The sequence below is a fragment of the Paraburkholderia fungorum genome, assembly GCF_003610895.1.
In the GTDB taxonomy this organism is placed as follows: domain Bacteria; phylum Pseudomonadota; class Gammaproteobacteria; order Burkholderiales; family Burkholderiaceae; genus Paraburkholderia; species Paraburkholderia fungorum_B.
On record NZ_MCAS01000013.1, the window covers coordinates 72,682 to 99,326 of the forward strand.

The 26,645-nt window shown below is 61.8% G+C and carries 24 protein-coding genes; 5 read left to right on the forward strand and 19 right to left on the reverse strand.

The window, feature by feature from the left end:
- Positions 1-79: 79 nt before the first annotated feature.
- Together BCY88_RS15245 and BCY88_RS15250 are read right to left on the reverse strand one after the other, a co-directional pair.
- Complete coding sequence (locus tag BCY88_RS15245; protein ID WP_120345086.1) at positions 80-967, reverse strand: crotonase/enoyl-CoA hydratase family protein; 888 nt, start codon at positions 965-967, stop codon at positions 80-82.
- Positions 968-1,421: 454 nt separating this feature from the next.
- Positions 1,422-2,885: a M20 family metallopeptidase gene (locus BCY88_RS15250; protein WP_120345087.1), complete on the reverse strand. Its 1,464-nt coding sequence runs from the start codon at positions 2,883-2,885 to the stop codon at positions 1,422-1,424.
- A 187-nt stretch (positions 2,886-3,072) separates the two neighbouring features.
- Between BCY88_RS15250 and BCY88_RS15255 the strand changes: the two genes are divergently transcribed.
- Positions 3,073-3,393 (forward strand): superinfection immunity protein, encoded by a 321-nt coding sequence (locus tag BCY88_RS15255; RefSeq protein WP_120345157.1) that lies wholly within the window; start codon positions 3,073-3,075, stop codon positions 3,391-3,393.
- Positions 3,394-3,434: 41 nt separating this feature from the next.
- Here BCY88_RS15255 and BCY88_RS15260 read toward each other — a convergent pair whose 3' ends face one another.
- Complete coding sequence (locus tag BCY88_RS15260; protein WP_120345088.1) at positions 3,435-3,854, reverse strand: winged helix-turn-helix transcriptional regulator; 420 nt, start codon at positions 3,852-3,854, stop codon at positions 3,435-3,437.
- Between the two features lie 85 nt (positions 3,855-3,939).
- Between BCY88_RS15260 and BCY88_RS15265 the strand changes: the two genes are divergently transcribed.
- On the forward strand, positions 3,940-4,257 hold the full coding sequence (locus tag BCY88_RS15265; RefSeq protein WP_120345089.1) for a DMT family transporter: 318 nt from the start codon (positions 3,940-3,942) through the stop codon (positions 4,255-4,257).
- A gap of 40 nt (positions 4,258-4,297) precedes the next feature.
- Here the strand turns inward: BCY88_RS15265 and BCY88_RS15270 are convergent, their stop codons facing one another.
- The 11 genes from BCY88_RS15270 to gltA form a co-directional block, all read right to left on the reverse strand.
- Positions 4,298-4,570 (reverse strand): YodC family protein, encoded by a 273-nt coding sequence (locus BCY88_RS15270; protein ID WP_120345090.1) that lies wholly within the window; start codon positions 4,568-4,570, stop codon positions 4,298-4,300.
- A gap of 479 nt (positions 4,571-5,049) precedes the next feature.
- Positions 5,050-6,594, reverse strand: a complete 1,545-nt coding sequence (locus BCY88_RS15275) for an MFS transporter (protein ID WP_120345091.1) — start codon at positions 6,592-6,594, stop codon at positions 5,050-5,052.
- 30 nt (positions 6,595-6,624) lie between these two features.
- Entirely contained in the window at positions 6,625-7,260 is a 636-nt protein-coding gene (locus BCY88_RS15280) for a TetR/AcrR family transcriptional regulator (protein WP_120345092.1), read from the reverse strand.
- A 164-nt stretch (positions 7,261-7,424) separates the two neighbouring features.
- Positions 7,425-8,279 (reverse strand): isocitrate lyase/PEP mutase family protein, encoded by an 855-nt coding sequence (locus BCY88_RS15285; protein WP_120345158.1) that lies wholly within the window; start codon positions 8,277-8,279, stop codon positions 7,425-7,427.
- Between the two features lie 190 nt (positions 8,280-8,469).
- Positions 8,470-8,895 carry an OsmC family protein gene (locus BCY88_RS15290; protein WP_120345093.1) on the reverse strand — a complete coding sequence of 142 codons (426 nt, stop codon included), beginning with the start codon at positions 8,893-8,895 and terminating at the stop codon, positions 8,470-8,472.
- A gap of 380 nt (positions 8,896-9,275) precedes the next feature.
- Positions 9,276-9,830, reverse strand: a complete 555-nt coding sequence (locus BCY88_RS15295) for a carboxymuconolactone decarboxylase family protein (RefSeq protein ID WP_120345094.1) — start codon at positions 9,828-9,830, stop codon at positions 9,276-9,278.
- A 28-nt stretch (positions 9,831-9,858) separates the two neighbouring features.
- On the reverse strand, positions 9,859-11,187 hold the full coding sequence (locus BCY88_RS15300; protein WP_120345095.1) for an aspartate aminotransferase family protein: 1,329 nt from the start codon (positions 11,185-11,187) through the stop codon (positions 9,859-9,861).
- 33 nt (positions 11,188-11,220) lie between these two features.
- Positions 11,221-12,276: a C45 family autoproteolytic acyltransferase/hydrolase gene (locus BCY88_RS15305; protein ID WP_120345096.1), complete on the reverse strand. Its 1,056-nt coding sequence runs from the start codon at positions 12,274-12,276 to the stop codon at positions 11,221-11,223.
- A 137-nt stretch (positions 12,277-12,413) separates the two neighbouring features.
- A complete protein-coding gene (locus BCY88_RS15310; RefSeq protein ID WP_120345097.1) occupies positions 12,414-13,268 on the reverse strand; it encodes a MurR/RpiR family transcriptional regulator in 855 nt (284 codons plus the stop codon).
- A 110-nt stretch (positions 13,269-13,378) separates the two neighbouring features.
- Positions 13,379-15,658, reverse strand: a complete 2,280-nt coding sequence (locus BCY88_RS15315) for an amylo-alpha-1,6-glucosidase (RefSeq protein ID WP_120345098.1) — start codon at positions 15,656-15,658, stop codon at positions 13,379-13,381.
- A 1,118-nt stretch (positions 15,659-16,776) separates the two neighbouring features.
- Entirely contained in the window at positions 16,777-18,075 is a 1,299-nt protein-coding gene (gene gltA, locus BCY88_RS15320) for a citrate synthase (RefSeq protein ID WP_120345099.1), read from the reverse strand.
- A 444-nt stretch (positions 18,076-18,519) separates the two neighbouring features.
- Between gltA and BCY88_RS15325 the strand changes: the two genes are divergently transcribed.
- Positions 18,520-18,921: a hypothetical protein gene (locus tag BCY88_RS15325; RefSeq protein ID WP_120345100.1), complete on the forward strand. Its 402-nt coding sequence runs from the start codon at positions 18,520-18,522 to the stop codon at positions 18,919-18,921.
- A gap of 69 nt (positions 18,922-18,990) precedes the next feature.
- On the opposite strand, the gene BCY88_RS15330 is transcribed toward BCY88_RS15325, so the two are convergent.
- The 3 genes from BCY88_RS15330 to BCY88_RS15340 all read right to left on the reverse strand — a co-directional run bounded on the left by BCY88_RS15330 (position 18,991) and on the right by BCY88_RS15340 (position 21,932).
- Positions 18,991-19,776, reverse strand: coding sequence for an alpha/beta fold hydrolase (locus BCY88_RS15330; protein ID WP_120345101.1), 786 nt, complete (start codon positions 19,774-19,776; stop codon positions 18,991-18,993).
- A 253-nt stretch (positions 19,777-20,029) separates the two neighbouring features.
- Positions 20,030-21,082, reverse strand: a complete 1,053-nt coding sequence (mreB, locus tag BCY88_RS15335) for a rod shape-determining protein (protein WP_120345102.1) — start codon at positions 21,080-21,082, stop codon at positions 20,030-20,032.
- A gap of 190 nt (positions 21,083-21,272) precedes the next feature.
- Positions 21,273-21,932: an alpha/beta hydrolase gene (locus BCY88_RS15340; protein WP_120345103.1), complete on the reverse strand. Its 660-nt coding sequence runs from the start codon at positions 21,930-21,932 to the stop codon at positions 21,273-21,275.
- 270 nt (positions 21,933-22,202) lie between these two features.
- Here BCY88_RS15340 and BCY88_RS15345 point away from each other — a divergent pair, with 270 nt between their 5' ends.
- Positions 22,203-23,780, forward strand: a complete 1,578-nt coding sequence (locus tag BCY88_RS15345; RefSeq protein ID WP_120345104.1) for a DHA2 family efflux MFS transporter permease subunit — start codon at positions 22,203-22,205, stop codon at positions 23,778-23,780.
- Positions 23,781-23,880: 100 nt separating this feature from the next.
- Positions 23,881-24,795: a glutaminase gene (locus tag BCY88_RS15350; RefSeq protein ID WP_120345105.1), complete on the forward strand. Its 915-nt coding sequence runs from the start codon at positions 23,881-23,883 to the stop codon at positions 24,793-24,795.
- Positions 24,796-25,209: 414 nt separating this feature from the next.
- Here the strand turns inward: BCY88_RS15350 and BCY88_RS15355 are convergent, their stop codons facing one another.
- Both BCY88_RS15355 and BCY88_RS15360 read right to left on the reverse strand, forming a co-directional pair.
- Positions 25,210-25,953, reverse strand: a complete 744-nt coding sequence (locus BCY88_RS15355; protein ID WP_120345106.1) for a putative type VI secretion system effector — start codon at positions 25,951-25,953, stop codon at positions 25,210-25,212.
- Positions 25,950-26,141, reverse strand: a complete 192-nt coding sequence (locus BCY88_RS15360) for a hypothetical protein (RefSeq protein ID WP_259461408.1) — start codon at positions 26,139-26,141, stop codon at positions 25,950-25,952. Before BCY88_RS15360 ends, BCY88_RS15355 begins: the two co-directional genes overlap by 4 nt.
- Positions 26,142-26,645: the final 504 nt, after the last annotated feature.

Genomic DNA, 26,645 nt, shown 5'->3' on the forward strand with positions numbered 1-26,645 from the left:
TGCGCCCCGGAAGAAGTTGCCCTGAAGGATTGGCGGGCCGCGCCCGCTGCAGCTCGATGTCGTCGGGACCCGGATCGATTCAGGCGAAATTGGCCGCACTGGAAGCCGTCTGGCGCAAATTTGAATGACGGCGGTTTTGCAGCATCACCAGCCGCTCCATGAAGGCGAGGTCCTTCTCCTCGATCATGAAGGCTGCGTTCACCCAGTCCTCGGTAATTTCCATCAACTCGGCGCGCGAGAGTTGCAACACGCGCTGGCGCGCCCGCAGCATCGCGCGGATTCCGTTCATCTTCGGCTTGAGCGTGTCGATGAAGGTGCGCGTCGCCATATAGGCCTCGCCCGGCTCGAACAGATGGTCGACGAGCCCCTTGCCGAAGTGCCACTCCGCGGTGTGCGATTCGCCCACGCCGATCAACTCCTCGGCCAGACGCATGCCCACCTTGCGCGCGACCAGTGAATAACCGCCCATGCCGGGGAACAGGTTGAATGCGATCTCCGGAAAGCCCATACGCGCGTCGTTCTGCGCCAGCACGAAATGGTGCGCGAGCGCCGCTTCAAAGCCCCCACCCAGCGCCGTGCCCTCCACCATCGCGATCGAAATGGCCCCCGTGTCGAAGCCGCGCGCCGCCGCGTGCACGCAATCGACACAGGCTCGCGCGTACGACATCAGCGCCTGACGCTTGCCCGAGCGGATCGAGTCGGCAAAGAAATCGAGGTCGCCCCCGACATTGAACATGGTCGGAATCAGCGAACCCGTTACCCAGAAATCGATTGGCAAACCGGATTCCCGTGCTGCCTGCGCGAGCCCCAGAATGTCGTGCACCAGATCGAGATTGAAACAGGGACGCGGTTGGGCCCGCAGCATCATCCACATGATGTTGCGGCCTTCTTCATAGTAAGCGGAGATTTGCGACAAATTGCCGGCCTCGAGGAACGGACGGCAGGCGTGATGGTTATGCAGATTCATTTTGAATGGTCCTTTTAAGGTTAAACACTGGCATTGCAATGCGAGCCTAAAGCAGACCGGAATCGGATGGGAGCGGGGTAACCAACAGATGAATGCAACACGCACTTGAAGCCACGTCAGATGGTGCTCTGGCGGGTGGCAAAATAGAAGGAGAAAAGATGCGCATGCGCAAACGCTTGCGCACCGAAGATGGGCGAAATTAGCTCTGGATTGGACAGTCGGCCGCAATAAATTAGCGAGCGAACAGAGTTTGAATTTCGTGCGGAATCTGAAAGAAAAAGAAATGGCTTTCGATTAGGTAATGCAATCGAAAATAGTGTTTGCGCAGCTTTGCTTTCTGATTTGTGGGCTAACAGACGGACTATTCAATTCGCATAATAAAAAGCGGGCGCCTTATAGCGCCCGCTGATTCACCCGCAATGCTATTGCAAGAAAAGTGAAGGCGAAGTGCGCATCAAGGCGCTGCCGCGATCACCTGTGCAACGGCTGCCGTCAGTTTCTTGCCGTACGGCACGTGCAGGAACTCGTTCGGTCCGTGTGCGTTCGACTTCGGCCCGAGCACGCCGCACACCATGAACTGCGACTTCGGGAAACCCGACTTCAACACATTCATCAGTGGAATCGTGCCGCCCTGCCCCATATAGGCAACGTCCGCGCCGTAGTGGGTGCGCGACGCGTCGTTAAGCGCGGTGGCAAGCCACGGCGCGAGATCGGGCGCACTCCAGCCGCTCGCCGCACCGGCATCCGGCTTGAACGTGACCTTGGCGTTATAGGGCGGATCGAATTCGAGCAGCGCCTTCAGTTCGGCGACGGCCTTTTCCGCTTCGATCATCGGCGGCAGGCGCAGCGAGAGCTTGAACGCCGTGCGCGGACGCAGCACGTTGCCCGCATCGGCGAGCGCGGGCAAGCCGGCCGCGCCGGTCACCGACAACGAAGGACGCCACGTCGAGTTGAGCAAGGCTTCTTGCGGATTAGTGGTGGTGGGCAGCACCTGACGGCCGTCCTGGCCGCAGGCCCACGGCAACTTCTTCCAGACGTCGTCGCCGAGAATCTGCGCGGTCGCTTCCGCTTCGCGCAGACGATCCGCCGGAATCTGAACGTGGAAACCCTTCGGCAGCAAGGTGCCGTTGGCCGAGTCTTCGAGACGGTCGAACAGTTGCCGCATGATGCGGAAGCTCGACGGCGCAATGCCGCCGTAGCCGCCCGAGTGAATTCCCTCGTCGAGCACCTGGACTTCGAGGTCGCCCGCCACCAGCCCGCGCAGCGACGTGGTGAGCCACAGTTGATCGTAATTGCCGGCACCCGAGTCGAGACACACCACGAGGCCGACTTTGCCAAGCCGTTCGCGCAATGCGTCGACATACGGCAGCAGATCGTAGCTGCCCGATTCCTCGCAGGTTTCGATCAAGCCGACACAGCGCGGACGCTCGATACCTTGCGCGTCCAACGCGGCCAGCGCCGTGAGACTGGCATAGATCGCATAGCCGTCGTCAGCGCCGCCGCGGCCGTAGAGCTTGCCGTCTTCGAGCTTCGGCGTCCACGGGCCGAGATCGTTGCGCCAGCCGTCGAATTCAGGCTGCTTGTCGAGGTGGCCGTACAGCACGATGGTTTCGTCGCTGCCCGAACGGGTCGCGGCCGTTTCGAAGAAGATCACCGGCGTGCGGCCCGGCAAGCGGACCACTTCGAGTTTCAGACCGCGCACGGGTTGCTGCTCGGCCCATTGCGCCGCGTCGGTAATCACGCGCTCAAGATAGCCGTGCTTGACCCACTCGGGATCGAACGCCGGACTCTTGGCCGGCACCGCGATGTAGTCCGTGAGCGCGGGCACGATCTCGTCGTTCCATTTGCGGTCTACGAATTCGCGTAGCGTGTCCTGGTTGATGCGCTGGGTCTGCTGGGTCGTATCGTCGGAGATCATGGTGGGGTGGTCCGTGGCGGATCTGGTCGGTCGAAACATGCATGATAGTCCTGATGCGCGATGCACTGAACCCCTCGGCATGCTTGCAGGCGCACAAACGCCGTTCACGGCCGCCACTGCGCGAAACAGACAATCGCGCGACAATCGCAGCATAGGTCGCGTCCTGGGGAGGCAAACTATGACGACTATAGGCGGCAACGTCGTGGTTCAGGCCATCGCCGCGGTGCTCGCGCTGGCGCTGTATTTTCTGCCGAGTATTCTCGCGGACCGGCGCAAGCGCCATGACGTGCTGACGCTGGCGCTCTTCAATGCGTGTCTCGGCTGGACCGGCTTTGGCTGGCTGCTGGCGCTCTACTGGTCGTTACAGCCGAACCCGCCGAAAAACGTGGCCGGCGAAGTCGTGGAGACGCGCAAGATCGTGCGGATGCGGGCCTTTTCTTCGGCGCTGATGATGCGCGTACAAAGGCGCGCCGCGGCGCGTGAGCACCCGGAAAACAAGCGGCCGTAGGGCACAGGCCACAATCGCACGCGGCAACTGCAGGCAGCCGGTTAGCGGTGCGTTTGCTGGCGCGCGTCATAGCGTTCACGGGCAGCGTCGAGTTCGGCCGCGTGATTCTCGGCCCAATGATCGAGCGCCACCAGCGCATCACTGAGCGTTCGCCCCAGCTCGCTCAGCCGATACTCCACGTGCGCCACCGCACCCGGCTGCTCCTCGCGGATCACCAGACCGTTGCGCTCGAGTTCCTTGAGCGTTTGCGTGAGCACCTTCTGCGAGATGCCGCCGATCTTGCGCAGCAGCGCGTTATTGCGCATCGCGCCGGGCAACAGCGCCGGCATGATGAGCAGCGTCCATTTTCCTGCGATCAGTTCGAGCGCGAGGCGCGACGAGCAGGCGGCGTCGAAAACGTCACCGCGATAGGGCCGTTCGGTCGATGCGAGGGGCGCGCTGGCGGACTCGGGGAATGCCATGGTTACCAGTGGGTAAGTAATGGTGAGCGCATCACTATAGCCCTAAGCTGGCCGCTCATTAACCACTCACTGATGGGGGCTCACGATGGCATGGCTCATTCTGCTCGCTGCAAGCGCGGTCGAAATCCTGATGGCCTTGGCGTTGAAATATGCAAACGGATGGACACGTCTGTGGCCGAGCATCGGCGGCGTTGCGGCCGCGCTCGGCAGCGTGTTTTTACTGACGCTCGCGATGAAGCATTTGCCGGCCGGTACGGCTTACGTGGTATGGACAGGGATCGGATCGCTCGGCATCACGGTGCTGGGCGTGATGCTGTTCAACGACCCGGTTTCCGCACCCCGCGTGATTTGCATGACCTTGATCGTGCTCTCGGTGGCGGGGCTGAAACTGATCGACGGATAAATCGGTTCACAGGGCTAATACGTGCGCCGGGCCGCTCTTCTCAAGCTGCCCTGCCCATCCTGCCCCACGTCACCGAACCGGCAGGAATGGAACGCGGCTCAACCCGCACGCTCTCGTACGCGAACATCTCGCGGCGCAGTTCGCCGTGTTCGTCGAACCATTCGCAAATCAGCCATTCGCCAGGATTGAGCGCCACCGGACCCGCGTAGGTCACGGTCATGCGCGGACCGCCCTCCTTCAACGTAACGACGTCGCCCACGTTGAAACGGGCGGATGGCGGTGTTTCAAATGCATCAATGGTAGCGGTCAGCATATTCAGTCCCCCGGAACCCGTTGAGCGGAATTAAGTTATCGCCTGGTGCTTTGCAACATCGAACTACCGAAGGAAAACTCCAAAAAGCTGGCCAAGATTAACAATCTGAATTAATCACGGCAAGTGCTTTTTATTGATACCGTTTTCATCGGATCTGGAATAGGCTTTTCAGGCGGATCGCCAGGAGAAAAACTGGTAAAAACCCTCAACCCCATACCAGTCGGCCATCCCAGCAACACGCCCCGGCTGCAGGAATTACTCTGGAAAACCCGAATCTCAAGTAGAAAATGCGGGCTGCATTTGTCATATTTAATGCGCGTCTGACAAACCGATTCCGAGTTATTCCAATCAGCTTAAAACCAGAATTACCAGTGAACAAAGAACCAGCCGGTAAATTCGTGCACCGCGAACCGGATCTGGCTCAACGGCATGAAAGCCTGCGGCGGCTTCCGTTGAAAACGATCTCCGGCGCGTTATTTTCAAACCGGCTGTACGCCGCGGCGCAATGCCAACTGTTGATGCCGCACCAGCAGCACGCTCAAGCCGATACACACGAACATCAGACACGCGTTGATCGCGAGGCTGTACTGGAACGCGTGCGCATAGGCATCCGGCGTCTCGCGGCCGCCGATCACGCCGAAGAACGCGCCGCTGATGGCCGCCGTGCCGAACGCCGAGCCGATCTGCAGCGTCGACGACACCACGCCCGAAGCGAGCCCCGCCTTCTCCGGGATGACTTCCTGCAGCACGATGCGCATGATCGACGGCAGCAGCAGGCCGTGACCGACGCCGGCGCATACCAGTCCGCAATAGAACAGCAGATCTGGCGTGGCGGCGTGGGTCGCGGACCAGCCGGTGACCGTGAAGCCGACGGTCATCATCGAGAAGCCAAGCGCCAGCACATGGCCGCCGATGCGTTTGACCACCGCGGGCGACGTCAGCGGCCCGACCACGAAGCCGATCGCGAACGGCATGATGGCCATGCCGGAGGCAAGCGGCGTCCAGTGCAGACCGGTTTGCAGGAAGATCCCGTAGGTCAGGAAAAACGCGCTGTTGCAGTAGAACAGAAACGCGAGCACGAGACCCAGTGCGAAGGCCGGATTGCGGAACAATTGCAGGTCCACCAGCGGATGGCCGCCGCCGCGTTCGACGCTGCGCTCGGTCGCCACGAATAGCGCGAACACGGGCACGGCAAGCGCGAACATCACGAAAGTCCACACGGGCCAGCCGGCTTCACGGCCATGCGTCATCGGATAGATGACCAGCAGCAGCACCATGGAAAGCAGCGCGACGCCCTTCAGGTCGATGCCGGTTTGCGTGGCCGGCTGATTTTCCGGCACGAACTTCCAGGTGCCGATGAAGGCGACGATACCGATCGGAATGTTGATGAGAAAGATGATGCGCCAGTCGAGTCCGAACGGGTGATAGGTGATCAGTGCACCGCCGCCCAGCTGGCCGACGATCGACGAAAGTCCGAACACGAAACCGTACAGGCTCATCACCTTGGTCTGCTGATGCAACGGGACAACCGCGCGAATCGTGGCGAGCACTTGCGGCGCCATGACCGCCGCCGCGATGCCCTGCACGATTCGCGCGATCACCAGCATGTGGCCGCTGGTGGCGAAGCCGCACAGCGCGGAGGCGACCACGAACGCCGCCATCCCCGTCATGAACATGCGCCGCCGGCCGAACAGGTCGCCGAGGCGCCCGCCTGTGATCAACAGCACGGCATAAGCGGACGCGTAGGCGGACACCACGAGTTGCAGTTGCGCGTCAGTGGCGTTCAGGCCGGTGTGAATCGACGGCAGCGCGAGGTTGACGATGAAATAGTCGAGTGGCGCGAGGAAGGCGCCCACGAACAGCACGGCGAGCGCGAGCCCCGGGCGCTCGAAGCCGGCCGCAGACTTCCCGGCGCTTGCTGCCGTGCGGGCGGCAACCGCACCGACACCAGGACAAACGGCAACGGCCCCGCCTTCGGCGCCAACGCGTGCCGCCGAAGCGGGCTTGGTGGCTTCTCTATTCATGACTGTTCGTTCAAGAAATTGGTAAAAAAATTAGACGAGCGCTCGCATGGCGACGTCCACGATTCCAATCAGCGCATCTTCCGTGTGGGCGACTCGCCCCAGCACACGCAGTCCTTGCATCAGGCATAGCAGGAAATCGCCGGCGGCTTTTTCATCAAGCGTGGAATTGAAGGCGCCGCTCGCCTGCCCGCGAATCACCGCTGCCGCCAGCAGGGTGGCCATGCGGCGTTGAATTGCCGCGACGCGCGCGCGCAGTGTCTCGTCGTCGCGCGGCATCTCCAGTGTGGTGTTGGTGATGAAGCAGCTGCGTTCGCCGCTCAGCGCGCAAGCCACCCGGGCGTAATGCAGCAAGGCGTTGCGCAACGCCTCTTCCGCCGGCACCGGCGCGTTCAGCCGATCAGCCAGCCGCGCGACCGAGCCTTCCGCGTAATGATCGAGCGCGGCGAGCATGATGCCGTGCTTGTCGCCAAACACGCCATACAGACTGCCACGCAGCAAACCGGTGGCCTTGCAAAGGTCGTCGATCGAGGTCGCATGGTAGCCGTGATGCCAGAAAACCTGGCTCGCGCTCGCCAGAACCGTGTCCGTATCGAACTCGCGAGGGCGCCCCCGGGCGGCCTCGCCGCCCTTTTTCACGGATTGCTTCCAGTTGCCAGATTGCGTCATGCACTGGATATTATGACTAAGCGTTCAAGAAAGCAAGTCGAGATTGAACGCCGGGACTGTCCGCCACCGGATCGAAGGGAAGTAAGCCGATTCATCCGCACGGCCGGACTTCGTCGAACGGGGTTACGAGGCCACGCGCGGTCAGCCAGCCGCGCCATCTCCTCTCACTCGCCCGTCTGCTTACCCCACTTCTGTGCGGCGGCGGTGAAGAGCTGGTTGATCTCATTGCCGCTGGCGGCCTCCTTCGTGTAGTTGAAGGTGCCGTGATCGCGCATTTCGTGCGCGGCGCGAAGCAATGCACCCAACGCCGCGCGCGCCAGCGAACCGCCCACGCTGACACGCCGCACACCCAGCGAACGCAGGTCGTCGAAACTAAGCAGCACGCCCTGCAGCCCCATCAGCACATTGACCGGCCGCTCAAGTGCGCCGACCACCGCGGCGATCTCTTCGCGCGTCTTGAGGCCGGGCGCGTAAAGCACGTCCGCCCCAGCCTCCTCGTAGGCCTGCAAACGCCGGATCGTATCGTCCAGATCGGGCCGGCCCACCAGATAGTTCTCAGCGCGCGCCGTCAGCGTAAATGGGAACGGCAAGGTGCGCGCCGCAACCACCGCCGCGCGCACGCGCTCTACAGCGGCTTCAAACGGGTAAACAGGTTCGTCGGCACGGCCCGTGGAATCCTCGATCGAACCGCCGACCACGCCCGCAGCCGCGGCCTGCCTGATCGTTTCGGCGCAATCTTCTGGGGCGTCGCCGAAACCATTTTCCAGGTCGGCGCTGACGGGCAAATCCGTCGCCGTGGCGATTTCGGCGAGGTGCACCATCATCTGCGCGCGGCCAATGGCGTTATCCGGCAGGCCGCGCGAAAACGCATAGCCCGCGCTACTGGTGGCGAGCGCCTTGAAACCAGCCAGCGCGAGCAGCCGCGCGCTGCCGATGTCCCATGGATTCGGGATGATGAAGGCCTCGCCGGCCGCGTGATATGACTGGAATTGCCGTGCTTTTTCGATTTGCGTTGTCATTGACGGTCCCATCAAAAACGGCGCCCGGCGTGTCGCACCCATGCGTGGCCGGATCGTCGTCATCCTGGTTAGATTACAAATGAGTTAAACGAACTGAACTGAAAGCGGCAGCCGGCGGCCGAAGATCCTACCCCTGCCCGCCGGCCCTGCATGCATCTCCAGCGCGCGAACCGCGGCACAAACCGCGTGCTCAGGTTTCGAGCTTCGCGTCCATCGTGATGGCGGCGTTGAGCACCTTGGATACCGGGCAGCCCGCCTTGGCGTCCGCGGTGGCCTTTTCGAACGCGGCCTGGTCGCCGCCGGGGATTTTCACGGCCACATCGAGATGCACCGCGGTAATCGAAAATCCGCCGCCGTCCTTGTCGAGCGTGACGGTTGCCGTGGTGCCGATACGTTCAGGCGTGATGCCGGCCTTGCCCAGTTCCGCCGACAGCGCCATCGAGAAGCAACCCGCGTGCGCGGCCGCAATCAGCTCTTCCGGATTCGTACCGATGCCGTCCGCGAAGCGTGTGGAAAACGAGTATTGGGTTTCCTTGAGAACGCCGCTGTCGGTGGAAATCGAGCCTTTGCCGTTCTGCAGGCCGCCTTGCCAGACTGCTGATGCCTTGCGCTTCATTGCTCTCTCCTGTTTGTGCCCTGCTTCGTGCCGCTCCGCAACCCTACGTGATGCCGCCCGCAACGGTCCAGCCCGGATTCTCGTGGTGTCGGCATCGGTCGCGAGTCGCCCGGGAAGACTTCCTTTGGGGGCGTGCCGCGCGGCGCAAAAGGCGCGGGCGTGGACCGAACTTCATCATAGGCGCTTCCGTGTGCCAGTGTCGTGACGACGCCAGCTTACGGTTCGCGGTCGCGGTTCGCGGTTCGCGGTTCGCGGATTGCGGATTGCGGATTGCGGATTGCGGAGGACATTGGAAGGCACAGCGCCGCCGCGGCGAAGATCGCGGCGGCGGCGCCTTGAGGCGGAAACGTCGGGATACGGGGTGAAAAGCGCTGCAGACGCTACTCGGCGAACGGCAATCGCTCCTGCCCCACGGCCCGCATGTCGAACACGTTCAGCGTCATTGCCACCAAAGCATAGTAGCCGAGCAAACCGACCAGGTTGATTACCACCTGATGGCCAAAGCGCGCGATCGCCTGTGCGTAAGTGGCGTCCGAGACGCGCTTCGTGTCGTAGAGTTCGCTCGCGAAGTCGTGAATCAAGGCATCGTCGGCATCGGCGAAAGACGGCCGATGCCCCTGGCGGATCGTCTCGGCATCCGCTTCGGCCACGCCCGCTTCGAGAGCGATCGGATAGTGGATGTACCACTCGGCCTGCGCCTGCCACCGTGCCGCGGTCACCAGAATCGCCAGCTCCGAGAGGCGCAGCGGCAAGCCGGTGCGATAGCGGCAGAACGCGCCGAGCCGTTGCGCCTGCTGCGCCAACTCCGGACTATGAATCCAGCCGAGAAACGGCCCGTTCAGATTGCCGCGCGGACCCGACAGGATTTCGTCGAGCACGGCCTTCTGTTCGGGCGTGGCATCGGACAGTTCGAAGTGAGGCAAACGCTCGGTCATCGCAAATCTCGCAGGAATGGAAAGGGTGTCAGATGGCGCCCAGCGCGCCTTCAATCGCATCGGTCAGACGGTTGACGATCTCGTCGATGTCGCGCGCGGTGCAGATAAACGGCGGCGCCAGCAGCACATGATCGCCGATCTTGCCGTCGACCGTGCCGCCCATCGGATACACCATCAACCCGCGCGCGAAAGCCTCGCGCCGGATCGCGGCGTGCAGTTTGAGCGTGGCGTCGAACGGGGCCTTGGTGGCGCGGTCCTGCACCAGTTCCACACCGACGAAGAGGCCCCGCCCGCGAACGTCGCCGATATGCGGATGCTGCGCGTAGTGCTCGCGCAGCCGGCCACGCAACTGCTCGCCACGCGCCTGTACGTTCGGCAGCAGCCGGTCGTCCGCGATCACACGCTGCACTTCGAGCGCCGCAGCACAAGCGGTGGCATGGCCGATATACGTATGTCCGTGCTGAAAGAAGCCCGAGCCGCCGACGATTGCCTGGTAAATCCGGTCGCTGACCAGCGTCGCGCCGATCGGCTGATAGCCGGCGCCGAGCCCCTTGGCGATGGTCAGGATATCCGGCGCGACGCCGTCTTCCTCGCAGGCATACAGGAAGCCCGTGCGGCCCATGCCGGACATGATTTCGTCGAGAATCAGCAGCACGCCGTAGCGATCGCACACCGCGCGGATCTTGCGGAAATACTCGCGCACCGGCGGCACGGCGCCGGCCGTCGCGCCCACTACCGTTTCGGCGACGAATGCAGCCACCGTGTCGGCGCCGAGTTCAAGAATCTTCTGTTCGAGTTCATCCGCGAGACGCTGCGCGAACTGCTCTTCGGTTTCATCGGCATGCTGTTCGCGATAGGCGTAACACGGGCTTACGTGATGCGCCTCGATCAGGATCGGCAGAAATGGCTCGCGCCGCCACGCATTGCCGCCGATCGCGAGCGCCCCCAGCGTATTGCCGTGATAGCTCTGGCGCCGCGCGATGAAGTGACGGCGCTGCAATTCGCCCTTCTCGACGAAGTACTGCCGTGCCAGCTTCAGCGTGGCCTCAATCGCTTCCGAGCCGCCCGACACGAAGTACACGTGTTCGAGCCCTTGCGGCGCGCTCGCCACCAGACGGTCGGCGAGTTCTTCCGCAACCTGGGTCGTGAAGAACGACGTGTGCGCATACGGTAATTGCTGCGCCTGACGCTTGATCGCGTCGATCACGCGCTGATTGCTATGACCGAGGCACGAGACGGCTGCGCCGCCCGAGGCGTCGATATAGCGCTTGCCGGTGGAATCGATGATTTCGATGCCGTCGCCGGCAACAGCCGCAGGCAGAGACTGCTTCGGCGAGCGATGGAATACGGTGGACATGGTTTCCTTTTCCTTTGTATTGGCGACGGCCGCTCAGGCGCGAGGCTGCGCAGGCAGCTCACGTGCGATGACCGTATCGAATGCGCATTGACCCTGTCGATAAACTTTCATCGATACGCTGTCGCTGCCGATGTCGAACAGCGCCGTGGCAAGCGTGTTTTCGTCGTCGGGATCGAGCGGGTCGTCGCGGTAGATCGGCAAGCCCTCGGGTGCGCGATCCTGCAACACGCCGAGCAAGGCGGCCTGATTGGTTGGCGCGGAGCGCGTGCTCAACAGGTGTTCGACGCGAGCCTGCCTGTCACGCGAAGAATCCGTGACGATTTGCGCCTCGGCTTCGCAACCCGGATGAATCAGATGATTGGCATGGCCTGCGATAGTGGCTACCGTCTGCACGGAGCATCGCCGCGCGCTGGCTTCTACGCTCAGAAGACGCTCGTCGCCCGCACCGCCGAGCGTGTGATGAAAACCGCTCGCAGCCGGTGTGTCGCGCAGAATGCGCAGCGCCTCATCGAGCGAAGCCGCATCGAGCACCGCGCGCGCGAGAATCATTCGCGGCACGCCAATTGCGGGTACGCGAATCCGCAGATTGTTGATGGCTTGCACGAGACCAGCGCGGGTGGCCGCGAAGGTATGCCCCGGCAACGATCCTGGGTAGTAGAAGCTCACGAAGCCGGGCTTGCCGGCCGGGTGAACCTCGACTAGCGCGCAACGCTCGCGCAGAAACGGATCGCCGTCTTCATTGTGGGCAATGAAACGCGCATCGCCTTCTACGGCGGCCAACGTCGTGCAGCCGTCCGGCGCGTTGTGAATCAACTCGCCGCGGCAATTCCACAGAAAGAGGTCTTCCACCGCCCAACCGAGTCCTGCCGCCATGCCGTCGAGCTCGCTCAGCAAGGCCGGAAAATGCGCCCGGGCTGCATCGCGCAGTTGCTGCACGAACGGCTTTCCGCGCCAGCGCCGGACCGCCCGCCACGCAATGCTTTGCTCCATGTATTCGGTGAATACCGGTCTCGCGAGTTCGCCCAGCCGGTAGCCGATGTCATACGGCTCACCGCTCACCTGAAAGAGACTCAATTCCTGCTTCGACATCACGGCTCGCACCCATTCAACAATCGGTACGCATTTATACTTCCAAACAACATTTGTTGTCAAACGGTGTGACGATGAACCAAACGCAGCGGCGCTGCGCAACGCGCCGGCTACCTGTCTGACTCAGACGACGAATCTCAAGGCACGTAGGCGCCCTTGTCATGCAGCGATTGCTCGGCAATGCCGAGTTGTTCGACCGCGCCTGCCCCTTCCAGCGCGAGCAGGTGCGCGACCAGCGATTCGGAAATCGCCGTGGCCGCCACCAGCGAAGGAAAGAACGACGGGCTTTCGTGCGAAAAGATCAGCACCTTGTCGGCGTTCAACGCGATCGGCGAGACCGCGCTGTCCGTGATCGCGATCAGCTTGCTGCCCTTTTCCAGCGCGGCCTCGGCTACGCGCGCCGCTTCGACAGAATACGGCGCGAAACTGATGACGATGGTGGCGCTGTCTCGCTCCACCGTGCGCAGTTGCATCTCGAGCGTGCCGGCTTCGCCGTTGAGCAGCGACACCGACGGGCGGAACAGGCGGTAGCCATAGACGAGGCCAAACGCCACGGCATAACAGGAGCGAAAGCCCGCAACATGCACATGCGGCGCACGCCGCAGCACACGTGCCGCTTCCACGATCACGCGCCCGTTATGCGCCGCGGTGACTTCAAGATTGTGTTGTTGCGCGACCAGCAGGTCGTTGGCGAGCGCATCTTTCGATTTGACGAGCGAGCGCGCGCGGCTCGTGAGCGGCTCGGGCCGCGTGCGCACGCGCGCGACGAACAGGTTGCGCAATTCGTTCCAGCCGGGAAAACCCAACTGTTGCGACAGGCGCACCAGCGAGGCCGGTTGCACTTGCGCCCGCTCGGCCACTTTGCGCATTGACGAGACCGCGACTTCGTCGGGATGGTCGAGCAGGAACGCTGCGCCCATCTGGAACTGCGGACTCAGTTCGGAGAAGCGCGCCCGGATCAGGGCGGCAAGCTGGTCAAAACTGTCTGGCATGCGATGGTCCGGGTGAACGGCCGATAAGGATGACAACAAATGTTACCACCCGGTGCCTCGCAGCCAACAGAACTTCCAGCGTGCGCCTCATGCCCCGCCAAGGCGCGGATTTAAAGAAGCGCGACCACCCGCACGTCGCCCTGCTCGGCCGACGCGACCACTTTGTCGCCGATGCGCCGGAACGTGATCGACACGGACGAGTCGCCCACCTTCAGATCGCCGACTTCGAGCCAGTCGATGCCCTCGGGCAGCATGGGCTGTTCGATCACGACTTCGCGCCGCTCGGCATCGATCGTGATGCCCAAACAGGCTTCGAGCATCATGAACGGCGAACCCGCCGCCCATGCTTGCGGCAGACAGGCGACCGGATAGGCGGTAGGCGGCTCGCCGCGCCGCCGCGGGAAACCGCAGAACAGCTCGGGCAGGCGCATGTCGAAATTGACCGCCGCCTGGAATAACGCCTGCAGCAACCGCACGGCCGCCGCCTTGCCGCCATAGTGCGACAGGCCACGTGCACAGAGCGCGTTGTCATGCGGCCAGACCGAGCCGTTGTGGTACGCCATGGGGTTGAAGCGCGCCTGGCTCGCGGCCAGCGTACGCACGCCCCAGCCGGTGTGGAACAGCGTGGAGTCGAGCGCGCGCACCACCGCTTCGCCACGCTCGCGCGAGGGCAGACCGAAGGCCAGCAGGTGGCCCGCATTCGACGCCATGACGCGGCACAGTTCGCCGTGGCCGTCGAGCGCGATGCCATAGAAGCCGGACTCTTCCATCCAGTACTTTTCTTCGACGCACTGACGGATTTTCTTCGCGCGCTCGCTGTACTGCTTTGCCTGATCGTGCAGGCCGCGCAGCTTGGCGAAGTGAGCCATCGTGTCGAACGCGGCGCTCGCATAGGCCTGCACTTCGACGAGCGCGACCGGACCGTCGGGGAAACGGCCGTCGGCGTGGAAGACCGAATCGTGGCTGTCTTTCCAGCCCTGGTTGGCGAGGCCGCCATCGGACTCGCGCTGATAGTCCAGCAGACCATAGCGGTTCTTGTCGCACACGCCCGCCACCCATTGCGCCGCACGTTCCAGCGCCGGCCACAACTCGTCGATCAGCGCGAGGTCATTCGTGCGGGCCGCATAGGCGCCGGCCAGCACGATGAACAGCGGCGTCGTGTCGACGCCGCCGTAGTACAGCGCGAACGGCACTTCGCCGGTGGCGGCCATTTCGCCCTTGCGCATCTCGTGCATGATCTTGCCGGGCGCGGCGTCGCGAAACGGCGAATTCTCGCGCGCCTGATGTTCGGCGAGAAAACGCAGCACGCCTGCGGCGAGAGTCGGTTGCAGCCACAGCGTCTGCAACGACGTGATGACGGCGTCGCGCCCGAACGGCGTGGAGAACCACGGGATGCCTGCGTAGGGGTACGGCCCCGTGGCGAGATCGGTCGTCAGCAGACCGAGGTCGGCCAGCGACCGGTCGATCCACGCGTTGAACAGCGGATTGCTCGAACGCACGCGCGCCGTGACGCGGCGCCGTTCCCGCATCACCAGGTGGGCGTCGACGAGAGCCGCGCGCACCGCAGCGCGCCCGACGCGCGGGCGCTCCGCGTCGATTTGCGACAGATGGGCTTCACTCACTGCGTGCGTGGGTTGTGCGACGCCCGCGGCCGGCTTGTCGGCCTGCGGAACTACCTGCACCGAGACAGACAGATAAATCGACACGCACGCTTGCGCCGGCAGTTTCACGGTGTAATCCGCGCGATCGGCGAAGAGCTTGTCCGGTTCCGGCGAGAAGGCGATCTGCACATTGCGCGCCACGTCATCGAGACCGATATAACCGAGCAGCACCTCGCGGTTCTCGACACGCGCGGGTTCGACACGGCCCTGTTTGTCGCGCTTGAGCCCGCGAACTTCGAACATGTCACGGAAATCGCTGGCAAAGGAAATCGACAGCGGCACGACTGCATCGCTCGTGCCGTAGTTGGTGAGTTCAATGGCTTCGTTGAGCACGGTGCCCGAGAGCACGCGCACCCGTTCGACGTGGATCACGCCTTCCGGCGTGCTGTCGCCGCCGAGCGGCGGCAGCGGGCGATTGGTCAGATGCGCGGTGAACGACGTGTTGTCGCTGCTGACGCTGCCTGACAGCAGCGACGGCGCGCGGCCGCCGAAGGTGAGGCGCAGTGCGGAGAGAACGCGGGTGTCGTTGACGAACAGGCCGTCGTCATGGCCGGTGATATCGCCGAGGGGGTCGTTGACGATGAAGGTGTCGCCAGACTTCAGCACATGCTGGGTCGCGCTCGCGACGTTGAGATTTTCCGTCGGAATGAATGCGCCGTCCGGCTCGGGTTCGTGGTGATCGATTCCACCCGAGTGGGACAGGCCGCCGAGGGCTTCTGGCTGCTGCATCAGGGTCGCTCCTGTGATGTTCGCTTTCGTGGTTCGGCTGGCAGCCGGGGCTGCGCGGTCGTTTCCGATTGTAGAAGGTCTGCACGCGTCAGACGAACTTATCACATGGGAGTTTCGGGTTTGGGGTTTTTGTTTTCCCTGCGGGAGGGGATGCTTGGTGTTTTGGTTGTTTGGTTGCCTGCGGCGTTGGGGTTTTCTTGGTTTGTTCGTGGTCTGTTCTGTCTGTACGCCTGCGGCGTTGGCCTTTCCTGGTTTTGTTCGTGGTCTTTTCTGTCTGTGCGCCCGCGGCGTTGGCCTTTCCTGGTTTTGTTAGTGGTCTATTGGTGTTGCCCCTGTGCGGGGCGGCACTTACTTTCTTTGCCGCCGCAAAGAAAGATAAGCAAAGAAAGCGGCTCACACCGCCAGCTCATAAGCGGGTCCCCCGCGCAGCTACGGTAGTGGTGCATCTGGAATCCGTGTTCTCGCACACTTCGCGTTAGCGGCACAGGGCTCATCAGCTCCCACTCCGCACTGCGTGCGTCGCGGATGGGTCTGCCAGGGAAACCAGCGGTTTCGCTTCGCGCAGCGAGAGCCATCGGCTTCGCCTCGGCGAAATGCTTTCGCACTCATCGGTGAACCCCACCTCAAATGAAATGTCGATGCGCTGCATTGGCTGCATTGGCTGCATTGGCTGCATTGGCTGCATTGGCTGCATTGGCTGCTTTCGCTGCTTTCGCTGCTTTCGCTGCTTTCGCTGTATTCGCTGTATTCGCTGCACGACGGCTGCCGTGGTTGTGCCAACGTGGTGATGCAACGACGATCTGGGAACGGGGCGAACGGAGGGAGCGAGCGCGTGGTGGGTGGTTTTATGAACTGCGCATCGGCGCGCGCAGCGCCGCCGGAAGTATGACTGCTGTGTCACCCACGCGGAGTGTGCGAGGACACAGATTCCAGATGCACCACTACCGTAGCTGTGCGGGGGACCCACTTATGGGCTGGCGGTGTGAGCCGCTTTCTTTGCTTATCTTTCTTTGCGGCGGCAAAGAAAGTAAGTGCCGCCCCGCACAGGGGCAACACTAATAAACCACTAACACAACAAGGAAAGGCCAAAGAAGCCAGAGCAAGAAAAGGCCAAACCTCTACCGCCTGGCAAGCGGCCGAGCCTCCCGCTGACTCTCCCCAACAAACAACTGCCGCGGCCGCCCAATCTTCTGCTCCGGATCGGCAATCATCTCATTCCACTGCGCAATCCATCCAACCGTCCGAGCCATAGCAAAAATACACGTAAACATCGCAGTCGGAATCCCAAGCGCCCGCTGCACGATACCCGAGTAAAAATCGACATTCGGATACAGCTTGCGCGAAACAAAGTACTCGTCCTCAAGAGCGATCTTCTCAAGCGCCATGGCAAGCTTGAACAGCGGGTCGTCATGCAGTCCCAGCTCTTCCAGCACTTCATGGCAGGTCTCACGCATCAGCTTCGCACGCGGATCGTAATTCTTGTAGACGCGGTGACCGAACCCCATCAGCTTCACACCCGAGTTCTTGTCCTTCACCTTCGCGATGAACTCAGGAATGTTGTCGACCGAACCAATCTCCTCCAGCATGTTCAAAGCCGCTTCATTCGCGCCACCATGCGCCGGGCCCCACAAACACGCAATGCCCGCTGCAATGCAAGCAAACGGATTGGCACCCGACGAACCCGCGAGGCGCACCGTCGAGGTCGACGCATTCTGCTCGTGATCCGCATGCAAAATCAGAATGCGATCCAGCGCGCGCACCAGCACATCGTTCACTTCGTACTCTTCCGCCGGATTGGCAAACATCATCCGCATGAAGTTCGCGCTGTACGACAAGTCGTTCTTCGGATAAACAAAAGGCTGACCCACGGTGTACTTGTACGCCATCGCCACCAACGTCGGCAGCTTCGCAATCATGCGGATCGCGGATACGTCCCGGTGCTGCGGATTGTTGATGTCGAGCGAGTCGTGATAGAACGCCGACAATGCGCCAACTGCCGCCACCAGAATCGCCATCGGGTGCGCGTCACGGCGGAAACCGCGGAAGAAGAAGTGCATCTGCTCATGCACCATCGTGTGCTGTGTAACCGTGGTGACGAACTCTTCCTTCTGCTGCGCATTCGGCAATTCGCCCTTCAGCAGCAAATAGCAGGTTTCAAGGAAGTCGGCGTTTTGCGCCAGATTGTCGATCGGATAACCGCGATACAGCAGCTCGCCTTTGTCACCGTCGATATACGTGATTTCGGAATTGCATGCCGCCGTGGACATGAAGCCCGGGTCGTACGTGAACTTGCCAGTCTGGCCGTACAGCTTGCGAATGTCGATGACGTCCGGCCCGAGCGTGCCCTGGTAAATGGGCAAATCAATCGTTTGATCGCTGTCGGAAAAGCTCAGCGTTGCGTGTGTCTTCGAGTTCATCTACACGTTCCTTTTACTTTCACATCGCACACATGCCGGCATGCTCGATCATCGGATCACCGCTTGGCATGCTCAGGCTCCGCTTCGCATTCTACGGTCCGAAGAGGCTTTGATTGCGTCGATTGGCCGCAACAATCCATCTCGACTGGCGCAACATTCATTGACCAAAAAACAAGCGCCATCGCCTGAAACAGCCTGAAACACGCAGCAACAAACGGAAAGTACGCAGCTCGAAAAAATGCTGCACCCGCTCAACAACGTTGCCAGCCAAATGAAAGTTAGCGCGCTTACTGCAACAATGTTTTGCGGCAGTCAAGCTGCACAAGCCACGCTGCTCTGCCATACTGAATCCGTGTTTTGCTTCCCCTGCGAACACATCGCTGTCTTTGGCCCGCCGTTCTACGGTGGGCCTTTTTAATCAGCCAGAAGAACAGGAAGGACCAGATGAACGCCTCGCTCGAAATGCTGTTTCCGGATCACGTCCACAACGAAGACAACATCGTCACCGCACTGAATCACCAGGACATCGTCGTGGCGTTGTCGGCGGCACTCACGGCGCAAAACGTGGCGGTGCTGCACATGCTTTATCCGCGCACCGACGCGCGTACCCATCACAGTCTCGACGCACTCGTGAATGTCCTGCACGGCCATGGCCTGCATGAAGTCGCGGATCTGATCGCGCAGGAAGCGCACTATCTGCTCTTCAAAGACCCCGTGAAAGCATGGAAAGCGTTCCACGAGATTCGCAACGACTCCCTCGCGATCGGCGTGCATCTGTATTACCACGGCCTCGTTGGCGAAGCTGCAGAACACGCGCTCGATAAAGACGCGCATCGCAAGGCCTGAACCGCATCCCTTGATCAATTGCGAGTGCCCAGCCTCTCAGGCGGGCACCAGGCGGTCGTCGCGCGCTTATCAAACGTCCATTGAGCGAATGAATTCGTCGACGTAGCGATTGAACGCTGCCGGATGCGCGAGATTCATCCCGTGCGAAGCGCCGCGCACCGTCTCGCGGCGCGAATCCGGCAGCCATGTTTGCAGCGCCGTCGCCGTGCGGCGAAACATGTCGGGACTCTTCTCACCGTCGATCAGCAAGACCGGGCAACGCACCTCGGCTGCCTGCTCGGGTACATAAGCCGGCAACGGGTCGCGAAATTGACGCGCAAGCGTGTGAGCGTTGTCGGTCGCCATCCTGCGAAAACCCGGCGTGCTCATCGCCCAGAAACCGGGCCGGCTCACCGAATCGACGAACAGCTGCAAGCCCGCCTCCACCTCCCCTGTTTCGATCAATTGCGCGGCCTTCGCACGCAATGCGTTGACGGTCTCCGGCAGACTCGCCGGCGGCCGGCCGGCAATCTGCAACGGGCCGCCCGGGTCGGCAAGCGTCAAGGTGCGCACGTACTGCGGGTGACGCCGCGCGAAATGAAATGCCACGCAGCCGCCACGCGAATGGCCCACTACGTGCGCCGGCCCGGCGCCGAACCGATCGATGAATTCAGCCACGTCGTCCGCATGTTCGCTCCAGCTGAACGGCTGGTCAGGCTCGCTATCCGTCACGGGCCAGTAATGCGTGAGACTCACCGAAACGCAGCGGTATTGCTTCGACAAACCCGCCAATTGCGGTTGCCAATAGCGGTAATCGCACAGCGAGCCGTGCACGAACAGCAGCAGTTCACCCTCCCCGGCTTCCACGTAGGGCATGCGCAGGCCGCTATGCAACTCGATAAAAGACGGGGATGCGGAAGAGGACGAAGCGGAAACGGATTGATTCACAGGTGGTTCACAGACAGCGCGGCCGCGGCTGAACCTGTCAGCGGCACCGGCTAGAAATGGATTCGGAGAAGAAAGCGAGTTCGCATCCCTGAAATTGGGATGCGAATCGTATTGTCACACAGACGTTGAATATCCGCCGAGGCTCGTTCGAGGGACGTGCCGCGACTTGTGCCGAATCAGATCACTCGTAGGCGCTGTCGTCGAGCAAACCGGCGGCAACGGCCGCGCCCGCACCGCGCACCGCGCAAGTGAGCGGTTCATCGGCGACGCAGACTTCGAGCCCGAGTTCGTGGGTCAGGCGGCGGCCCAGATTGCCGAGCAGCGCGCCGCCGCCAGTCAGCACGATGCCGCTGTGCGCGATATCGGTCACCAATTCGGCCGGCGCCGTTTCAAGCGCGCGTTTCACCGCGCCGATCACCTGACGCAGCGGACCTTCGATCGCATCGGCGATATCGTGGTTGCTCAACTGAACGGTACGCGGCAGGCCGTCGTCGACGCTGCGCCCGGTTGCATTCATATGTTCGAGCGGCACGTCGCGCACGGCTGAACCAATACCCTTTTTGACGTGTTCGGCGGTTTGCTCACCAAGCAGCACGCCATACAGGCTGCGCACGTAACTGACGATTGCCATGTCGAAACTGTCGCCGCCCACGCGAACCGAGCCGCTATAGGCGAGGCCGCCGAGCGAGATCACGCCGACTTCGGTCGTGCCCCCGCCGATGTCGACCACCATCGAGCCGACTGCATCCGAAACCGGCAGGCCCGCACCGACCGCCGAGGCCAGCGATTCGCCGATCAGACTGACCTTCCATGCGCCGGCCGCCACCGCGGCTTCCTTGATCGCGCGACGCTCGACCTGGGTCGCGCCCGCCGGCACGCACAGGGTAAAGGCGGCACGCCGGCTGAACAGCGGCCGCGGGCGCGCCATATCGACGAATTGCCGGATCATCTGCTCGGCTGCGGAAAAATTGGCGATCACGCCATGGCGCATCGGCCGCACGGCTTCGACGTTGCCCGGCGCGCGGCCGAGCAGCTGGCGCGCTTCGGTGCCCACGGCCGCCACGCGTTTTTGCCCGGCGCCGGACTGTTTCTGGAACGCCACGACAGACGGCTCGTTCAGCACGATGCCGCCGTTGTCGGTATAGATAAGGGTATTGGCCGTGCCGAGGTCCACCGCCACGGAATGACGGAACAGTCGATCAAATATCGGGTAATGCGGCGTCGGTCTGGCCATAGGAAGGCTCTGATGTGTCGTTATCCGCCCTGAATGGGCAGTCTGAAAATGCGCCCCCGGTTACCCGAACCGCTTGGCACGCCCAGGCGGGCGTTGCGCAATCCGCGCGGCGGGGGTGATTTTCATACCAATGAGCAGTTAACGGCAAGCAAATCAGAATCTTTAGGGCCACTTTTTAATTCTGGGCGAGTCAGTCGCGCAACAAACCGCCCAAACCATGCTCCAGCGCCTGCTTGCCGAGCTCAACACCGTCCGCGTTAATCGTGTGACCAATACCGGGCAAAGCATAGGCATCGACCGCGTAGCCGGCGCTGCTGAATGCCTCCGCGGCGTATTCCAGCTCCGCTACCGGAATCACTTCGTCTTCCTCGCCATGCACGAGCGTGAGCGGCGTGCCGTTGCGCGCGACGATCACCGAGGCGAGCCGCCCCGAATACGCGACGACGGCGGCAGCACCTTCCGCGCTTGTCGCCACGTGATGCATCGCCATGATCGAGCCCTGTGAGAAGCCGACCAGCGCAAGGCGATCGAAAGGAAGCTGCCAGTGGGCCAGTTCCGCCTCGAGCACGCGTCGCAACGCCGGGTAGGCGGCAGCGACACGGGTCTCGCGATTGCCTTCGTTGACATCGCGCAGGCTGAACCATTGGCGCCCGCCAAAGCCGCCGTCGAAGGCGTCGGTACCGTCCAGCGAGGTGAACGCCACCTCCGGCAGGCTCTCGCTCCAGATGTCCGCGAGCGGCATCAGATCGCGCGCATTGCTGCCCACACCATGCATCAGCACCACCAGCGCTCTCGCCGGCGCTGTCGCCGGCGCGCGCCGCCAGCCGTGTTCGAATTGCTCCCATGCCATAGTCAGACCCTCTCTCTGTATTCGCTGTACTTTCGGTTCGTGTTTCCGCGCACGGCCAGCCTGGCGGCAAAGAGCGATTCTCCGCGGCGCCTCAGCCGGGAGCATACGCTGCCGGATCGGTTCCTGCCGTCGGATCTGCATGGCTCGACGACGCCAGAACGTGAATACAGGTATGCTTTTCTCAGCTTGCGACCGGCCGCCTGGCTGATTGCCTGGGCAGTGACTCACGTTGTTTCAAACATCCGTCGCACCGCAATCCGGAGAATCGTTTTGAGCCAGCCCTCTTCCTCACCTGCGGCCACGCCACCGGCACCACCGCCGCCGCTGCAAGGCGGCAAACTGGTTCTGGCGACCATCGCCGTCGCGCTCGCCACCTTCATGAACGTGCTGGACACGTCGATTGCGAACGTTGCGATTCCAACCATTTCGGGCAACCTCGGCGTCTCGGTCGATGAAGGCACGTGGGTCATCACCGTGTTCGCCGCGGCCAATGCCGTCTCGATTCCGCTGACTGGCTGGCTCACGCAACGCATCGGCCAGGTCAAGCTGTTCGTCGGCGCGATTCTGATGTTCGTGCTGGCTTCGTGGTTGTGCGGCATTGCGCCCACGCTGCCGATCCTGCTGATCGCGCGGGTGTTTCAGGGCGCAGTGGCCGGCCCGCTGATTCCGCTCTCGCAAGCCATTCTGCTCGGCTCGTATCCGAAGGAGAAATCCTCGACCGCGCTCGCGTTGTGGGCCATGACGGCTACCGTCGGCCCGATTGCGGGCCCCGCGCTCGGCGGCTGGATCACGGATAGCTATAGCTGGTCGTGGATCTTCTACATCAATATTCCGGTGGGTATTTTCGCGGCCGGCGTCACGTGGATGATCTATCGCACGCGCGAATCGGCGACCCGCAAGCCGCCGATCGACGTGGTCGGGCTAGGCCTGCTGGTTACGTGGGTGGCGTCGCTGCAGATCATGCTCGACAAGGGCAAGGATCTCGACTGGTTCTCGTCGCCGGTGATCCTGATTCTCGGCATCACCGCGTTGATCAGTTTCGCGTTTTTCCTCGTGTGGGAATTGACCGAGGAAAATCCGATCGTCGATTTGCGGCTATTCAAGCAGCGCAATTTTCTCGGCGGCACGATTGCGATTTCAGTGGCGTACGGCGTGTTCTTCGGCAACCTGGTGCTGCTGCCGCAATGGATGCAGGAGTATCTGAACTACCGCTCCGTGGATGCCGGCCTCGTTACCGCGCCGCTCGGCGTGTTTGCGGTGATTCTCGCGCCGGTGATGGGCCGCGTGCTGCCGCGCTCGGACGCACGCATCATCGCGACGCTCGCGTTTGTCGGCTTTGCGATCGTGTTCTATATGCGCTCGAAGTACGTGATCGAAATCGACACGTGGCACCTCGTGCTGCCCACGCTGCTGCAAGGCATTCCGATGGCGCTTTTCTTCGTGCCGCTGACGGCGATCATTCTCTCCGGGCAGCCACCGAACAAGATTCCGGCGGCCGCCGGCCTGTCGAATTTCGCACGGGTGTTCTGCGGTGCGGTGGGCACCTCGATCGCCGGCAACGAGTGGAATAACCGCACCGTGCTGCACCATGCACGGCTTACCGAGCAGGCCAGCATCAACAATCCGCTATTCAACCAGCAGATCGACGCGACCCAGTCGCTGCTGCAGTTGAATCCGCAGTCGGCGCACGCGCTGTTCGATTTCACGGTGAACACCCAGGCCGCGATGATGGGCCTGAACGACATCTTCTACGTGTCGGCGATCATTTTTATCCTGATCATTCCGCTGATCTGGATTACGAAGCCGGCCAAGGGCGGTGGCGGACCGGGTGCCGCGGGCGCGCACTGATTTTTCCGGCGACGGCGCTGCCGTGCGTGCGCTCACGCCAGCACCTCTCGAATTCGCCTCAGGATGCCAGTAGAATCGCGGCTTCAACGGTCCGAGCCCAATGAACTACGCATCCATCCTCGAACAGATTCACCGCGATCTGCAGCCTTACCTGGGCGCCGGCAGGGTCGCCGATTACATCCCCGAACTCGCGAACGTCCCGGCCGAAAGTTTCGGCATGGCGATCGTCACGGTTTCGGGCGACGTGTTCCGTACCGGCGCCGCCGACACGCGCTTTTCCATTCAGAGTATTTCCAAGCTATTCGCCTGCACCCTCGCGTTCCAGTTGCTCGGCGATGCACTGTGGGAGCGCGTCGGGCGGGAGCCGTCGGGCACCGCGTTCAATTCGCTCGTCCAACTCGAAAGCGAGCGCGGCAAACCGCGCAATCCGTTCATCAACGCGGGGGCACTGGTCGTCACCGACGTGCTGTGCCGCCGCTTCGTGCAGGCCGAGACGGCGCTGGTGGAATATATGCGGCGGCTCACCGGCGAGATCACGATCGACTACGATTTGCGCGTCGCGCAGTCGGAGCTGCAACATGCGCACCGCAACCAGGCGATGGCGCACTTCATGGCGAGCTTCGGCAACATGGAAATGCCCGTCCACGCGGTGGTCGACGCCTATTGCCGGCAGTGTGCGATTTCGATGAGCTGCGTCGAGCTGGCCAAGGCGGCGCTATTTCTGAGTAACGGCGGCGTGGTGCCGTCAACCGGGGAGCGCATCCTCGACAGCAGTTCGACCAAGCGTCTATCGGCCTTGATGCTGACCTGCGGCACCTACGACGCCGCCGGCGACTTCGTCTTTCGCGTCGGCTTGCCAGCCAAGAGCGGCGTCGGCGGCGGGATTGTTGCGGTGTTGCCTGGGGAAATGGCGGTCTGCGTGTGGTCGCCTGGGCTCGACGCAAACGGAAACTCCCTTGTCGGCGGCCGGGCATTGGAACAGTTGACCACGCTTACCGGGCAGTCGATTTTTTGAGCGTGCAGGACGAAGGACATCAGTTGATATTGACTCTGTGCTAGCGTGACCGATGCCGACTGTTTCCTCTGGCAGGAGCCGCCCCCGATCTACCATATTGGGTAAATGCGCGGAATGGCGGGGCGTTTGCGCCGATGTGGTGAGCGGGCGCTTGTTCGCCAGCTCCGACCCAGAGAAAATTTCTGCTAACGCGACACGAAAAAGCCCTGCATTTGCGGGGCTTTTTTTTCGCTTGATCAATCCAGCAGCGACAAAACCAACCGGCAGAAATCGACCCTGAGCGGTCCCTCAGCTTTCTCCATAACGGCCGTTCGCTATCGAGCAGAACGAGTGCCGACGGCTCAGATACAGGCGGCATCAATTCATCGCCCTCAATGATGACGTTCGGCTTGACGTCTGTCAGCGGTAATGTCGTCAATAGCGGAAATACAGCACGCCCAGCGCGCCGGGATCGCCCGGCTGTTTGCTCTTCTTCGTGATCGCAGGTAGATCAATGTTCTTGACGTCATTCCAGCCGAAGGCTTGAAAAATCCCCTCGGCCAATTGCACAAATCCCATCATCTTGCTTGCCATCCGGTACGCGATAAAGCCGGAAATCACCAGAAAGCCGCTTCCCACGACGAGTACGAAGAACATTAACATCGATAGGGCCGCCTTGATGCCGTCGTCAAAAAGGGAGAAGCCGGACGTGATAATCCCACCGGTTAAAATCAGAATCGCACTGATGATGATCCACCACCGGATCGTATTCTTGTAGTGCGCGTAGCGCCCCCTGCTGCAATGAGGGTGAAGGGCCACGATCTTGTCGTTGAGCCGGCGTAAGCCAAACGCCTGCCAGGTGTCGCCGAGTCGCTCGACAACCACTTCCACTTCATCCCCTTCCTTGAATACCGAGGACCATACCCACGCCTTGATGGGCTTGCCATCGAGTTCGAATTCCAGCAGATCGGCTTCCTCCCGGGTGTCCGTTGCCATACCGGCGAGACCCGTAGCAATGCCGCCTAGTCCAGCGAGCCCCGCGGCGATCGCTGTCGCGCCCATCTTTTCGCGATCTGCGTTGGTGAAGAAAAAATCCTGACTTCGGCGTGACTTGCGCAAATTGTTGATGCTTCCACGCAATAGCTGTGTCGCCGGTGTCTTTGCTGCTTCAGTAATCATTCTATGCCCTCGCTCGCGTGCAAACCGACCGACGCTAATGCCTTCTCAAACTCTTCGTGCTGCTTGCCAGCGCCGCAAGGCGGACTGTTGGGCGATTTTCCAAATGCACACTTCTCGAACCAGGTCGGCAGATCGTTGTCGGAGAAATACCAGATCAACACCTGAATAATGGTGATAACGACGGCCACTTCCCATCCAGACAGAAAGAGTGCCGTTCGATAAAACGCTGATAGGGTCACTCATCAGTAGTTGCCCTGTGGGTATGGTCTTGATGGGGACACTGCCGCGCTTCGGCGTCCGGCCTCAACTAGAGACAAATCGTCGACGATTTACGAAGGAGCGTCAAATGTCTCATTCTGGCCGAACCCGGTCCGAACCAATCTTCACTCGCTCGCTACTGGCGAGTTCGAAAGTCGCGCCGCTATCGCACGCCGCTTCGGTGTATCACGAACGTTTCGGTGCGGGAACCATACCACTTCGTGACTTCTGCGTCCGTCATGAGTCTGGACGATTTCAGGATGGGACTTACCACCACATACAGTCGATCTGAATCAGGGCCGTACATATACAAATAACCGTCGTTACCATCCAGGTGTAATTCGGTCTCACCGAGTTCGCCAACAGCCGCGAGCTTTATCGCGCTTGCTAGCCGATGTTCCAGAACGTGAATTCGCGGCAGGTCCTTGGGGTAG